The sequence below is a fragment of the Pseudomonas sp. B35(2017) genome (assembly GCF_002113645.1).
Lineage (GTDB): Bacteria > Pseudomonadota > Gammaproteobacteria > Pseudomonadales > Pseudomonadaceae > Aquipseudomonas > Aquipseudomonas ekonensis.
Genome location: NZ_NEIZ01000028.1, coordinates 1 through 14,634 on the forward strand (window position 1 = coordinate 1; position 14,634 = coordinate 14,634).

Consider the following 14,634-nt stretch of genomic DNA (forward strand, 5'->3'; position numbering starts at 1 on the left):
TGGCGGTGGCGGTGGCGGTAATGGTGGTGGCCACGGTGGTGGCGGCAATGGCAGTGGTCATGGCGGCGGCAACAGCGCCGGCCACAGCGGCGACAATGGCGGCGGTGACGGCGATGGCAATGGTCACGGCAACGGCAAGGGCAAAGGCGCTCTTGGCCATACGAGTGCCCCGTCCGACGGTACCTCCGGCATCCGTGGTGCGAAGCGCAATGGCAAGGTCGAAGGTATCGACCATGCTGGCAAGGCCACCCGCGACCACGGCGTGAGCGGCAAGCACAGCGGCACTGCCAGGAACGACAGCAAAGGGCATGGCGCGACGACTGCGTCCGTAGCTCATTCGAAGGATACCCGTGGCCTCTCCAAGGCAACGGCGATCTCCGATACCACACCGGGAACCCACAATACCAAGGGCCTGGACAACGCGGCGGATTCGTCCTCCAAGAACGATCGCTGATCTGCTGCCTTAGCGCACCGAAAGGGCCGGCCTGAACAGGCTGGCCCTTTTTATTCGCCCTCCGAATCGGCAATCGCTTCGCGAACTCCTTTCGTGCACTGGCGATCCACACAGAATTCATAACCCCGCGTACTCGCCCTGCAATTCGTCCGCAGTTGACGAACGACTCCCCTCACCCATGCATTTATCGTAAACAGGACTACGCTCCTCCCATTCCAACCTGGAGCACCCGCGATGATCCGAGCCCTGCTGATCGCATCCCTGCTGTCTGTCGTCAGTCTCCCAGCGCTTGCCGACGTGACGCCGTTTCCGGCGTCGTTCAAGACGCAGGACATCGCGGTCGAAGGCGCCAAAATCCATGTGCGTGTGGGTGGCAAGGGCCCCGCCGTTGTGCTGCTGCACGGGTTCGGCGACACCGGCGACATGTGGGCGCCGCTGGCCGCCGACCTGGCCAAGGATCACACCGTCGTCGTGCCTGACCTGCGCGGGCTGGGCTTGTCGTCGATGCCGGAGAGCGGCTACGACAAGAAAACCCAGGCGGGCGACGTGCATGCCGTGTTGACCGCGCTCGGCATCAAGAACGCCGTGATCATCGGCCACGACATCGGCACCATGGTCGCTTTCGCCTATGCCGCGCGTTACCCGCAACTGACCGACAAACTGGTGGTCATGGACGCCCCCGTCCCCGGCATCGCGCCGTGGAACGACATCGTGCGCTCGCCCATGTTGTGGCACTTCGACTTCGGCGGCCCGGACATCGAGCGCCTGGTGGCCGGCCGCGAACGCATCTACCTCGACCGCTTCTGGAACGAATTCGCCGGCGACCCGGCCAAGGTCGATGAAGGCATTCGCCAGCACTACGCCAAACTGTACGCCCGCCCCGGCACCATGCACGCTGCCTTCGCCCAGTTCCGCGCCATCCGCCAGGATGCGGTCGATAACGAACCGGTGATGAAGGCGAAACTGACGATGCCGGTGTTGGCCATCGGTGGGGAGAAATCGTTTGGGGCCAATGAGGCGATTGTGATGCGCAATGCCGCTGTCGATGTGAAGGAACTGGTGGTTCCTGGGGCGGGGCATTGGTTGATGGAGGAAGCGCCTGGAGTGGTGGTTGGGGCGGTTCGGGGGTTTGTTGGTAAGGGGTGAATGGCATCTTTCGGCTAGAAACGGACGTTTGGAGTGAAGAAAATAAATCCGTCCCCCTCATCCTTTACAGATTAGAGCATCCATCCGTCGGCCTAAAGTCAAAACCAAACGCACTCAAACTACGAGATCAGTCGACACTAGAGTCAAAATAAAAAACGTCCTTGTAGATCGACTCATACTGAAGCACAAGCCTAGTGCGCTTCGACAGCGTCTTTTTCACCTCATCTGGTGTTAAGTCCCCCATACAGCTTATCGTTACAATTTTTATCACAGCTCCAACAGGTATAAATGACCCAACTGCGACTACGTGATGACCAAAATTACCACGAGGAAGACTGGGAAAAATCTCAACAACCATGTCAGAAATCAACTTTTCAGGGGCCATCAAAACATCATCAAAATACAACTCAACCGATTTAAGTATCGCCGGCCCCACGCCATTATTGGTTATCGTGTACACATAGGAATTTTGTTGTACATCCTCATGAGTAACCCCATCAAGATTTGGAGTCACCATCAATCTATTGTGCCTTCGCTGCTGCATAACTTGGTAGATCGTAAAGCAAACCGCCGCTAAGGCAATTACCGTCGCCGCATAATCAGTCCAATCCTTTTCGGGCGAGACACCGTAAATTATGTACTCAATATATTGTTCCACGGACATCACCTGATGCACGATGGCATTAGACTCTCCTGTACGAGTGAAGCAACCATCGCTTCGTTCGTATATCAAGAGTGGACTTAAATTGCAGGTTGTCAAAAAAATCTGCCTAAAATCAAACAGAAAAACTCGACTCGAACGTATGCAGAAAACGCAATTTCCTAGGGTGCTACAGGTCGTTGATGACCGACTGTCTCTCTTTATAAAACACAAGATTGACCGCTTTTGGCCGTTTGCTACCAGTCAAGATCGACCCAAGACCGCCCCCCCCCACAAGTCCGCCTCCCCTCGCCTCCATCCTCCTCAATACAACAAAGCCCTGATCACTCAGGGCTTTGTATTGTCTGGCACGCTGAAAACCTCTCACCTAGCCAAATCTGCAAACCTACAGTTCGTCACCCTCCTCAGCCCCCCTCACAAACACCCTCGAATCGCCTCAGCCCTACGGTCGCGCCGCGTTTCGAAGACGTTCGCCACGAAGTAAACCTTAACCTCGGAGCCCGAAGCCGTCGGGATGAAATCAGCGAACTCTGGTTGTCCGACACTGACAATCGTTTTACCGCCACCCTGAAGCGGCTGGATAGTGACTTCATGAATCACCCCCGCCCACTTCTGGCTCTGCCAGGCGAAAAGCGAGCATTCGGCGACGGTCGCTGCGTCCTTGTTGCTCGTGAAACTGCGCGCCGGCCCTTCTGCTCGCTTTTCTTCCATCGTCGAACAACCGGTCAACAACAGCGCGCCCACTACTCCTAACAGAATTCGCATGTTTCACTCCCTATGAAAGAGCGAACTGTAGCGCCTTCCTCACGCCGATGTCGAAGCCTCCGGCAACTTCGCGATCACCTTGATCTCAAAATCAAACCCATACAGCCATGTCACCCCCACCGCCGTCAGCGTCGGATGGGGTGCCTGGCCCCAGTACTCGGGCACGACTTCCCAGATGGCTTCGAACTTGTGTTCGGGGTCGACGATGAAGACGGTCACGTCGATCACATCGTCGAAGGTGCAACCCGCCGCTGCTAGAATCGCATTCAGGTTGGCGAACGCGCGGTGGACCTGGGCTTGCAGGTCAGGCTCGGGCGTGCCGTCCTCGCGGCTGCCCACCTGCCCCGAGACGAACAGCAAGCCATTGCTGCGGATCGCCGGCGAGTAGCGGTTGCGCTCGTACAGCGCCTGGCGGCCGGCGGGGAAAACTACATTGCGTGTTGCCATCGACTTTCTCCATCAAGGGGCCGGTGCGACCCCGGTTTCAACGATGGGGCAACGTTACGGTGGCGCCTTCGGCGGATAAACGGGCAATCTAGGCCATCACTGTTTTCAGATTCCAAACAATCCACCGGAGCCCCCATGGACCGTTTTGATGCGATGCAAGCGTTCGTGCGCGTGGTGGACACCGGCAGCTTCACCAAGGCTGCGGAAACGCTGCACATGAGCAGGACCAGCGTGACGCAGTTGGTTCAGCAGTTGGAGGCGCGGCTGCGCGTCCGGCTGATCAACCGCACCACGCGCAAGCTCAACGTGACCGCCGACGGCGCCGCCTACTACGAGCGCGCGGTGCGGTTGCTGGCCGACCTGGACGACGCCGAAACCAGCCTGTCCACCGCCTCCGCATCGCCCAGGGGCCGGCTGCGGATCGACGTCCCCAGCCCCCTGGCCCGCATGATCCTGGTGCCTGCGCTTCCGCAGTTCCACGCGCAGTACCCCGATATCCAGATCGACTTGGGCGTCAGCGACCGGATCGTCGACCTGATCGATGAAAACGTGGACTGCGTGATACGCGGCGGCGAACTCACCGATCAATCGCTGATTGCCCGGCGGGTCGGCGACCTGCAGTTGGGGGTGTTCGCGGCACCGGGCTATCTGGAGCGCGTCGGCGTGCCGGGGCATCCGCTTGAGCTGGAAGACGCTCGCCACCGCATCGTGGGGTTCATCTGGGCCCGCAAGGGCAAGGTCGTGCCCTACGCGCTGCGCCGTGGCGACGAGTCCGTCGAGGTGCACGGCCACTACGCGCTGGCGGTCGACGACGGCAATGCCTATCTGGCGGCGGGGCTGGCCGGCATGGGCGTGCTGTGGTTGCCGCACTACATGTCCCAGGCCCATCACGCACGCGGCGAATTGGTCCAACTGTTCACCGACTGGACACTCGACCCCATGCCGCTGTACCTGGCGTTCCCGCCGAACCGGCACGTGAGCACCAAGCTGCGCGTGTTCATCGACTGGGCCGTCGAGCTGATGGCCCGGCACGCGCCTGTCGCCGCTCCGTCCGTGTGACGCCATAACGAAGAGGTTGACGCCCTGCATGAAGCCCTTGGACCTGACGCGTTTCGATCTCAACCTGCTGGTCGTGCTGGAGGCGCTGTGGGCCGAAAGGCATGTGGGCCGCGCCGCCGAACGGTTGAACCTGTCCCAGTCCGCCACCAGCCACGCCTTGTCGAGGTTGCGCGGCGCGTTTGACGATCAGCTGTTCATCCGCAACCCCCGCGGCATGGCGCCGACGCCGCTGACCATCGAGCTGATGCCGAGGGTGCTGGCGGTGCTTGAATCGATCAGGCTGGTGGCCAGCCCACGGGGGCCGTTCGATCCCGGCCGTTTGCAGGCGACCCTGTCCGTGGCGGCGACCGATCACGCGGTCGTGACCGTCATCGCCCCGGCCCTGGAGAGGATTCAGGCTGCGGCGCCGCACCTCGTGCTGAAGCTTCGGCCGGCGGACGCCGAATCCGCCCTGCGCCTGCTGGACGCCGGCGAGGCCGACATCGTGCTGGGCTCGGGCTCCTTTGCCCAGCGTCCGCAGCGCTTCGATTGCCGGCGGGTCCGTCAGGAGCGCTTCGTCGGCATCGCGCGCCAGGGGCACCCTGCGCTGGTCAAGCGCGGCAAGACGCTGCGGATGGAACTGGAGGACTTTGTCCGCCTGCCGCACATCCTGGTCTCGCCACGGGGCGATGCGCGCGGCGCGGTCGACGAGGCGTTGGAGCTTCTGGGCCACACCCGCCAGGTGAGCGTCACCTGCCCGAACTTTTTGGCGGTGCCGTTCTTGGTCGGTGCTTCGCAGTCGATTGCCGTGGTGGCCGAGCAGGTCGCCTTGCAGATGCAGGAGGCGGCGCAACTGAGCCTGTTCGAGTTGCCTGTGACGCTGCCCGCTTGGGAGGTGTTCGTCATTCGGGCGCAAGGGCGCGCCAACGAGCCGGCCATCGAGTGGCTGACCGAGATGCTGACCGCCGGTTGAGCCTCGCCGGCGTGATGCATCCCGTGCATCGAGTTGCTGCGCCGATGCCATTGGATCGCAGGCCTCGGTTCTCCTAGAGTCCGGTTGCCGTTCATTCAACCGCCTGGAGTGCCCCATGAACACCGCGCCCACCCTGGTCATGATCCCTTGTTTCGCCGGAGCTCCGTGGCAACTGGACCAGTTGAGCGGCTTGCAGGATCGCCCCATGCGCACCCTTCGGTTGCCGGACGACGTGCGCGAACTGGAGACACTGGCCGACTTCATCATCGACCAGGTGAAGGACCTCAAGAGTTACGTGCTGGTGGGCGATTCCTACGGCGCGGTCTCATCGATTGCGGTGGCGACGCGCCGCCCGAAAGGCCTCAAGGGCCTGGTGCTGTCGGGCGGATTTGCCAAGAGCCCGATCACCTCGCCCCTGCTCAAGGCGCTGGCGGCGTTGGCGCCGTTCTTCCCCGGGCCCTTTTACCGGCAGACGACCCTGCGGATTCACGCCGCCCAACTGGCGTCGTCGTTCGACAAGGAGGGGGAGATTCCCTGGTCGGCCCGAAAGAGCCGCGCGTTCTTCCTCAAGGAGACCCCCCACAAGGCTTACGTCAACCGCATACGCTCCATCGAACAGGTGAACTACACGGCCAAACTGAAGAACATCGACGTGCCCACGCTGATCCTGACGCCCGAGGAAGACAAGCTGATCGGCGAGGAAGCCGCCGGGATCCTGCTCAAGGGCATACAGGGCTCGCAGGAAGTCATCCTGCCGCGCAGCGGCCACATGTTCAGGTTCTCGCACCCCGGCGCCTACTCGCGCGAGATCAGCAGGTTTCTGGATCAGGCCTCGCTTTGAGCGGGCCCGTCCCTGCCCTGCTCCCTAATTGACCTCGTCCGTGTGATCAAAGAATGCACGAAGCAAAGCCTGTCTCTTTTCGTCATCGGAATCGTAGCCGCGCGGCCCCGCCAGGGAGCGTTCCATGCGGGAGACGATTTCGGCGTTCAGGCTCCGCTGGTTCTGCTTCGCGATGCGTTTCAGCGTCTGGCGCAGGCCTTCGGGCAACCGCAGCACGAATCTGTCGACTGTCTCAGCCACCCGCCACCTCCGCAAAACCTGCCTTTGGATCGTTGATCTGGGTCATGTTTCCCTCACTGGATCGAGGTGGTCAGCGGTGCCGCGGGCGATGCCAGCAGCCCTTTGACGGCGGCCGAAAAGCACTCCACCTGCAACGGATATTCCTGCCCCATCAACCGCCCCTTGCCGTACCAGACGATGCCGCCCTGACTCAGGATCAGGCCGTTGCGGCCGAACTCGAAGACACTGCCCACCGAGCTGCTGAACACAAAGCGGTTGTCGTCCATCTGCAGCAGTTTGTACTGGGTGTTCGCCGGCGGCAGCTGTTCCTTGATGCGTTGCAGGTACGTCGGGGCCAGGCGGACAAACAGCTGCCCGGCCTGTTCGCGGTACTGCGGGATCGTCAGGCCAGGGCTGCGCTGCAGCTCCACGGCGATCAAGGCGAAGACATCGGCATTGGCCCGCGCCACTGCCAGTTTCACCGCCAGCGTCGAGGTCAGCAGCGCGTTGTCTATCTGCAGCGACGACTTCTCAGGCTGGCCGTTGGCGGCCGGCACGGTGACGGGGCGCATGAACTCGGCCACGTTGACGGTCGACAGCACCGTCGTCGCCAGGTACGCCGCGCAAGCCGAGGCCTGTCCGGCCCGGTCGCCGTTGATCAGCAACGAGAGCGGGCTGCCCTGCCGGGGCAACGTCTGCGCGTCGATCCCCTGCTGCGTGAGGAACGCGTTGACCTGTTCCTGTTTCGCCTCGCCGCGCGCCAGCCCGCAAAGCTGCTCCATCATCAGGGTTTGGCGCGGCTCGTCGAACCTGGGCGACAGCTGGAAGACCGCCTCCTGGATCACCGGCAGCGCCGGCGTGCGCAACCAGATGCGCGGCGCGTCGGCCGGCTTGCCGCTGAGGAACTTGTCGTAGCCGGCCAGGGCCACGAGCAGGATCAGAATGGCGACGAAAACGGATTTCATGTTCATGGTTGTTGCCTCAAGAGTTTGATCATGACCTGCACAAGACCCATCTGCGGGTCACCACTGATAACCGATGCCCACCGCCACCCCGACCTTGCGCTGGGTGTCGGTGCTGCCCTGCAGCTTCGTCACCCAGCGGCCGTTGGCGGACATATGCGATACGCCGAAGGCCAGCGACGACTGGCCGCGATAAGTGCCCGCAGCGGCCACCGTCATGCTGGAACCCGGCGAATACGACTGCGGCAGGCTGGCCATCGCCATCGCACCGGCGATGCCCGCGCTGAGGATTTCGTCCTGCTGCTTGAGGTCGTTCTTCAGTTCCATGTAGCGCGAGTCGGTGTAGGCATTGGCATTGGCGGTGATGTCCGCCACGCTGCTGTTGAGCTGGTCGAGGTTCACCGCATCCGTGCCGCGGGTGCCCGCCGCGAGGTTGGTGAGCTGGCGCTCGTTGCCGCTGCTGCCGAGCGAAACGCTGTTGTCGCGGTCCGCCACCGAGTTGGCGCCCAGCGCCGTGGCATTTCTGGCCGACGCTTTGGCGCCGTTGCCCAGTGCCACCGAGTTCTCCCCGCTGGCTTGGGACCGCGTGCCGACCGCCGCGCTGTTCTTGCCGGACGCCACCGCCCCCGCGCCCCCGGCGAGAGAATCGGCGCCGGTGGCTTTGGGTTTGGCTGCCGCACTGCCGTTGCTCACCTGGAACATGCCGTCGGTGCCGTTCTTGATGTTGGCGACATCCCCCTCCACCGAGGTGATGCGGCCGTCCTGCTGACCGGCGTTGGCCCCCAGGTTGGCGATGGAGTCGTCGGTGTATTGCTTGGCTTCGGCCACCGCGCCGTCGAGTTGGCGCACGTTGACCGCATCGTTGGCGTTCTTGCCGTCGGCGACGTTGCTGACCGTGCGGGTCTCGCCGGTCGCGGCATTGCCCACCGATACGGTGCCCGACGTCACGTTGTTCGCCCCGGAATACTGACCGCTGTAGGTTTCGGCACCGCGTCCGCCATCGCTGGCGCCGCTGCCGAGGGCAACGCTGCCGGCGGCGGTCGCCGTGGCGCCGCTGCCCGCCGCCACCGAGCCGGTGCCCGACGCCTGGGCCTGGGCGCCCAACGCCATGGCGTCGGTGCCCGTGGCGCTGGAGTCTGCCCGGGTCGAGTTGACGTGCAGGTACTTGATGCCGCCTCCCGCGCCGATCAGGGTTTCAAGCCCGCCGACTCGTCCGCCCAGGTTCGTGATGTCCGTGGTGTTCTGGTCGACCTGGTCGCCGACCGCTTTGAGTTGGGCCACGTTGACCGCGTCGTTGTCCTGCGTGCCGGCCGCCAGCCCGGTGATCTTGCGGCTGCCCAGGGCCGTGCCGATGCCGACCTCGCCGACCGATGTCTGCGGGCCGGCCAGCCGATAGGCGCTGTAGCCCGTCTCGGCACCGACCGTGGTGAGCGAGCTCGAACCCAACGCCACGCTCATGGCATGGCTGGCATTGGCGCCGGCGCCCAGCGCCACCGCCTGCTCCGCCGCCGCCTGAGCCGCGCTGCCCACCGCAATGCCGGACGCCAGCAGCACCTGCGTGTTACGGCCGATGGCGATGCCGCCGGCGGCGGCCTGACTGACATTGGCCTGGTTGCCGAGCCCGATGCCGTTGTCACCGTTGACCACGGTGCCGGGACCGACGGCGACCGATTCCGCGCCGCTGGCGAGCGAGTCCGTGGGGTTGGTCGAATTGGCGTGGAAGTACAGCGTACCGGTCGAACTCAGCGAGCCCATCGCGCCGGTCAGCTGGCGCAGGGTCACGGCGTCGTGGTCTTCGGTGGCGTCCGCCACGTTGGTGATCTGCCGGTAGCTGCCGGCCTTGCCCACCGACACCGAGCCCAGCAAGGTGGCATCCGAGGTGTCGTAGATGATCGTCCCGGCGCCGGCGGCAATCGAGCCGGTGGTCGGTGCCAGGACCCGGTCGGCGACCGAACCTTCGCCCAGCGCGATACCGCCCGCCACCTGCGCCTGGCTCAGACGGCCCAGCGCGAGAGCACCGTCCGCGCTCGCGCTGGCGCCGGAACCGGCCGCGAATGAATTGACGCCGGCGGCGATGGATTGCGGCCCGATCGCGATGCTGTCCTGACCGTTGGCTTGCGCGTCGGCCAGGGTCGAGTTGCTGTGGAAGTACTTGATGCCGGCGCCGTTGTTCACCAGGTTGTCGACGGTCTGGTTGGTCGCGAACAGTTGCGAGCCGTTCACCGCGTCGGTGCTGGTGGCGTTCAGGGCGCCGGCTGCGACGTTGGTCAGCTTCACCGCCGTGCCGGCCGGGTTGAAGGTCACCTGGGTCTTGGTCGCGGCATCGTCGTACTTAACCGCTACGGCGGCCGTGTTGGTCACGCTGGTGTTGAGGTTGGTCAGCGCTGCGCCAACGTTGTTGCTGACCAATGGGCCAGTGTTGGCGCCCGTGGTGCTGATGCTGTTGGTGGAGTAGCTCGGTGCCGTCCATGCACCGGTGTTCGCATCCAACGCTGCGCCGCCGCCCAGTGCGGTCGCGGTGTCCTGCCCTGCCTTGTTCAGTTGGCTGACGTTGACGGCATCGGTGGCGCTGGAGCCGGCGGCAAGGCCGGTGAGGCGACGGCCATCGGCACCGTTGGCGATGTTCACTTCGCCGCCCGCCGTCGCCGTCCCGCCGACGCCATAGGCGGCGTTGCCCAGCGTGGAACCTGTCGCCGACGAGCCTGCGCCCAAGGCGATGCTGTTGGCGAAGCTGGCGGTGGCGCCATTGCCTAACGCAATGCTGTTGATGCCGCCGGAGATGGCGCCCGGGCCCATCGCCACGCTGTCCTGGCCGTTGGCTTGCGCGTCGGCCAGGGTCGAGTTGCTGTGGAAGTATTTGATGCCGGCGCCGTTGTTGACCAGGTTGTCGACGGTTTGGTTGGTTGCGAACAGCTGCGAGCCGTTCACCGCATCGGTGCTGGTGGCGTTCAGGGCGCCGGCTGCGACGTTGGTCAATTTCACCGCCGTGCCGGCCGGGTTGAAGGTCACTTGGGTCTTGGTCGCGGCATCGTCGTACTTCACGGCCACAGCGGCGGTGTTGGTTACGCTGGTGTTGAGGTTGGTCAGCGCTGCGCCGACGTTGGTGCTGACCAGCGGGCCGGTGTTGGTGCCTGTGGCGCTGATGCTGTTGGTGGAGTAGCTCGGTGCCGTCCATGCACCGGTGTTCGCATCCAACGCTGCGCCGCCGCCCAGTGCGGTCGCGGTGTCCTGCCCTGCCTTGTTCAGTTGGCTGACGTTGATAGCATCGGTTGCGCTGGAGCCGGCGGCGAGGCCGGTGATGCGGCGGCCGTCGGCGCCATTGGCGATGTTCACTTCGCCGCCCGCCGTTGCCGTCCCGCCGACGCCATAAGCGGCGTTGCCCAATGTCGCGCCCGTGGCGGACGAGTTGGAGCCCAGTGCCACACCGTTGGCAAGGGTCGCACTCGCCAGCGGCCCGATAGCCACGCTGTCCTGGCCGGTCGCGCTGCTGTCAGCGAGGGTCGAGTTGCTGTGGAAGTATTTGATGCCCGCGCCGTTGTTGACGAGGTTGTCGACGGTCTGGTTGGTCGCGAACAGTTGCGAGCCGTTCACGGCGTCGGTGCTGGTGGCGTTCAGGGCGCCAGCTGCGACGTTGGTCAGCTTCACCGCTGTGCCGGCCGGGTTGAAGGTCACTTGGGTCTTGGTTGCGGCATCGTCGTATTTCACCGCCACGGCGGCGGTGTTGGTCACGCTGGTGTTGAGGTTGCTCAGCGCGGCGCCCACGTCACTGCTGGTCAGCGGGCCGGTATTGGCGCCCGTCACGCTGATGCTGTTGGTGGAATAGCTCGGCGCTGTCCACGCACCGGTAGTCGCGTTGACCGCCGCGCCACCGCCCAAGGCCGACGCCGTGTTCTGGCTGTCGGCGAACAACTGCGAACCGTTCACCGCATCGGTGCTGGTGGCGTTCAGGGCGCCGGCTGCGACGTTGGTCAGCTTCACCGCTGTGCCGGCCGGGTTGAAGGTCACTTGGGTCTTGGTCACGGGATCGTCGTACTTCACGGCCACGGCGGCGGTGTTGGTCACGCTGGTGTTGAGGTTGGTCAGCGCTGCGCCGACGTTGTTGCTGAGCAACGGGCCGGTGTTGGCGCCCGTGGCGCTGATGCTGTTGGTCGAGTAGCTCGGCGCTGTCCAGGTTCCGGTATTCGCATCCAGCGTTGCGCCGCCGCCCAACGCGGTCGCGGTGTCCTGCCCTACCTTGTTCAGTTGGCTGACGTTGACAGCATCGGTTGCGCTGGAGCCGGCGGCGAGGCCGGTGATGCGACGGCCGTCGGCGCCATTGGCGATGTTCACTTCGCCGCCCGCCGTTGCCGTCCCACCGACGCCATAAGCCGCGTTGCCCAACGTCGCGCCCGTGGCGGACGAGTTGGAGCCCAGCGCCACACCATTGGCAAGGGTCGCGCTCGCCAGCGGCCCGATAGCGACGCTGTCCTGGCCGGTCGCGCTGCTGTCAGCCAGAGTCGAGTTGCTGTGGAAGTACTTGATGCCCGCGCCGTTGTTGACGAGGTTGTCGACGGTCTGGTTGGTCGCGAACAGCTGCGAACCGTTCACCGCATCGGTGCTGGTGGCGTTCAGCGCGCCGGCTGCGACGTTGGTCAGCTTCACCGCAGTTCCGGCCGGGTTGAAGGTCACCTGGGTCTTGGTCGCGGCATCGTCGTACTTCACCGCCACGGCGGCGGTGTTGGTCACGCTGGTGTTGAGGTTGCTCAGCGCGGCGCCAACATCACTGCTGACCAGCGGCCCGGTGTTGGCCCCCGTCACGCTGATGCTGTTGGTGGAATAGCTAGGCGCCGTCCACGCGCCGGTGGTCGCGTTGACCGCCGCCCCGCCGCCCAAGGCAGACGCCGTGTTCTGGCTGTTGGCGAACAACTGCGAGCCGTTCACGGCGTCGGTGCTGGTGCCGTTCAAGGCGCCGGCCGCGACGTTGGTCAACTTCACAGAGGTGCCCGCCGGGTTGAAGGTCACCTGAGTCTTGGTCACGGGATCGTCGTACTTCACGGCCACGGCGGCGGTGTTGGTCACGCTGGTGTTGAGGTTGGTCAGCGCTGCGCCGACGTTGGTGCTGACCAGCGGGCCGGTGTTGGCCCCTGTGGTGCTGATGCTGTTGGTGGAATAGCTCGGCGCCGTCCACGCACCGGTTGCCGCATTGACCGCCGCGCCGCCGCCCAAGGCAGACGCCGTGTTCTGGCTGTTGGCGAACAACTGCGAGCCGTTCACGGCGTCGGTGCTGGTGCCGTTCAAGGCGCCGGCCGCGACGTTGGTCAACTTCACAGAGGTGCCCGCCGGGTTGAAGGTCACCTGAGTCTTGGTCACGGGATCGTCGTACTTCACGGCCACGGCGGCGGTGTTGGTCACGCTGGTGTTGAGGTTGGTCAGCGCTGCGCCGACGTTGGTGCTGACCAGCGGGCCGGTGTTGGCCCCTGTGGTGCTGATGCTGTTGGTGGAATAGCTCGGCGCCGTCCACGCACCGGTTGCCGCATTGACCGCCGCGCCGCCGCCCAAGGCAGACGCCGTGTTCTGGCTGTTGGCGAACAACTGCGAGCCGTTCACGGCGTCGGTGCTGGTGCCGTTCAAGGCGCCGGCCGCGACGTTGGTCAACCTCACAGAGGTGCCCGCCGGGTTGAAGGTCACCTGAGTCTTGGTCACGGCATCGTCGTACTTCACGGCCACGGCGGCGGTGTTGGTCACGCTGGTGTTGAGGTTGGTCAGGGCTGCGCCGACGTTGGTGCTGACCAATGGGCCGGTGTTGGCACCCGTGGCACTGATGCTGTTGGTGGAATAGCTTGGCGCCGTCCAGGCACCAGTTGCCGCGTTGACCGCCGCACCACCGCCCAGGGCCGACGCTGTGTTCTGGCTGTTGGCAAACAACTGCGAACCGTTCACCGCATCGGTGCTGGTGGCGTTCAGTGCACCGATAGCGATGTTGGTCAACTTGACCGCCGCACCCGCCGGGTTGAAGGTCACCTGGGTCTTGGTCGCGACATCGTCGTACTTCACCGCCACGGCGGCGGTGTTGGTCACGCTGGTGTTGAGGTTGGTCAACGCTGCGCCGACGTTGGTGCTGACCAATGGGCCGGTATTGGCGCCCGTGGCGCTGATGCTGTTGGTCGAGTAGCTCGGCGCCGTCCATGCACCGGTGGTCGCGTTGAGTGCGGCGCCGCCGCCCAGGGCCGTCGCCGTATCCTGGCCGACCTTGTTCAGTTGGTTGACGTTGACGGCATCCGTTCCGCTGGAGCCGGCGGCCAGGCCGGTGATGCGGCGGCCGTTGGATCCGTTGTTGATGTTCACCTCACCGCCCGTCGCCGTGCCGCCGACACCGTAAGCCGCATTCGTCAGTGTCGAGCCCGTGGCGGACGAGTTGGAGCCCAACGCCACGCCGTTGGCGGAAGTCACCGAGGCAGCGGAACCCAGCGCCAGGCCGGCTGTGCCCGCCGATGTTATCGATGCATTCACACCCAAGGCCGTCGCGTCCGTGGCAGACACGCCAACGCCCCAACCGATACCGGTGGCGTTGTTGCCCGTGACGTTGATTTGTCGTCCAAGCGCGATGGAGTTGCTTCCCGTTGCCTTGGCGGCATCGCCTATCGCGATACTGATGTTACTGGCGGTGGTGATCGATCCCCCGCTGATCGCAATGGAGTTGTCGGCTGCGCTGGAACCGCCACCCAGGTTGGCGGCGGCCATTACGCCAGGGCTGAGGGTGCCCGACGACAATGCGACCACCACAGCGGCCATTGTCGCTCGCTGAGGTGCCGGACCGCTTCGTGTCTTCTTGTCAGCCAGTTCCGACGCCACTACCCAGCAGCGCAACGAGGTATTCCAGACCACCGAAAATATTCTGTTCATCACTGAACTGGCCTCAAGCCAGCCTCCGAAACCCGCGTCATCCATGGCGTGATGACTTCCGCCTTCAACTCGATTGCGGATACGGAGCTTTGCCGACAAACATCGAATCTCGTCATTGGCCGACGGGAATTCAAACTTCGTTTGACATAGCGAACAGGCATCACAATGGAATCAAGTGAATGTATTGTCTCGACTCGCCCCGCGGATTCAGTTAGGAAATTTCCTGCTGTTTGTAGGAAATTTCCC

11 protein-coding genes are annotated in these 14,634 nt (G+C 64.2%); 5 read left to right on the forward strand and 6 right to left on the reverse strand.

Going from position 1 to position 14,634, the window contains the following annotated elements:
• Positions 1–454: hypothetical protein (locus CAG41_RS28500; protein ID WP_085658716.1), on the forward strand; the 454-nt coding region annotated here is incomplete at its 5' end.
• A gap of 234 nt (positions 455–688) precedes the next feature.
• The gene (locus tag CAG41_RS27180; protein ID WP_085582332.1) at positions 689–1,600 is read left to right on the forward strand and encodes an alpha/beta fold hydrolase; all 912 of its coding nucleotides are present in this window, start codon (positions 689–691) and stop codon (positions 1,598–1,600) included.
• A gap of 127 nt (positions 1,601–1,727) precedes the next feature.
• On the opposite strand, the gene CAG41_RS27185 is transcribed toward CAG41_RS27180, so the two are convergent.
• From CAG41_RS27185 to CAG41_RS27195, 3 genes are all read right to left on the reverse strand, one after another.
• Positions 1,728–2,258 carry a hypothetical protein gene (locus CAG41_RS27185; RefSeq protein ID WP_139831431.1) on the reverse strand — a complete coding sequence of 177 codons (531 nt, stop codon included), beginning with the start codon at positions 2,256–2,258 and terminating at the stop codon, positions 1,728–1,730.
• Positions 2,259–2,675: 417 nt separating this feature from the next.
• Positions 2,676–3,026 (reverse strand): hypothetical protein, encoded by a 351-nt coding sequence (locus CAG41_RS27190; RefSeq protein ID WP_085656528.1) that lies wholly within the window; start codon positions 3,024–3,026, stop codon positions 2,676–2,678.
• A 39-nt stretch (positions 3,027–3,065) separates the two neighbouring features.
• Positions 3,066–3,473 carry a RidA family protein gene (locus CAG41_RS27195; protein ID WP_085707724.1) on the reverse strand — a complete coding sequence of 136 codons (408 nt, stop codon included), beginning with the start codon at positions 3,471–3,473 and terminating at the stop codon, positions 3,066–3,068.
• Between the two features lie 135 nt (positions 3,474–3,608).
• On the opposite strand from CAG41_RS27195, the gene CAG41_RS27200 reads away from it, so the two are divergent.
• The 3 genes from CAG41_RS27200 (at position 3,609) to CAG41_RS27210 (ending at position 6,325) form a co-directional block, all read left to right on the forward strand.
• Positions 3,609–4,532 carry a LysR family transcriptional regulator gene (locus CAG41_RS27200; protein WP_085582324.1) on the forward strand — a complete coding sequence of 308 codons (924 nt, stop codon included), beginning with the start codon at positions 3,609–3,611 and terminating at the stop codon, positions 4,530–4,532.
• A 28-nt stretch (positions 4,533–4,560) separates the two neighbouring features.
• Positions 4,561–5,484, forward strand: a complete 924-nt coding sequence (locus CAG41_RS27205; RefSeq protein WP_085707725.1) for a LysR family transcriptional regulator — start codon at positions 4,561–4,563, stop codon at positions 5,482–5,484.
• Between the two features lie 115 nt (positions 5,485–5,599).
• Complete coding sequence (locus CAG41_RS27210) at positions 5,600–6,325, forward strand: alpha/beta fold hydrolase (RefSeq protein ID WP_085640152.1); 726 nt, start codon at positions 5,600–5,602, stop codon at positions 6,323–6,325.
• A gap of 24 nt (positions 6,326–6,349) precedes the next feature.
• Here the strand turns inward: CAG41_RS27210 and CAG41_RS27215 are convergent, their stop codons facing one another.
• From CAG41_RS27215 to CAG41_RS28505, 3 genes are read right to left on the reverse strand one after another with little or no spacing between them, the layout of a single operon-like run.
• The gene (locus CAG41_RS27215) at positions 6,350–6,565 is read right to left on the reverse strand and encodes an Arc family DNA-binding protein (RefSeq protein WP_170930310.1); all 216 of its coding nucleotides are present in this window, start codon (positions 6,563–6,565) and stop codon (positions 6,350–6,352) included.
• Between the two features lie 53 nt (positions 6,566–6,618).
• Complete coding sequence (locus CAG41_RS27220; protein ID WP_085582316.1) at positions 6,619–7,515, reverse strand: hypothetical protein; 897 nt, start codon at positions 7,513–7,515, stop codon at positions 6,619–6,621.
• Between the two features lie 51 nt (positions 7,516–7,566).
• Positions 7,567–14,433, reverse strand: a complete 6,867-nt coding sequence (locus CAG41_RS28505; protein WP_139835003.1) for a YadA-like family protein — start codon at positions 14,431–14,433, stop codon at positions 7,567–7,569.
• Positions 14,434–14,634 lie beyond the last annotated feature (201 nt).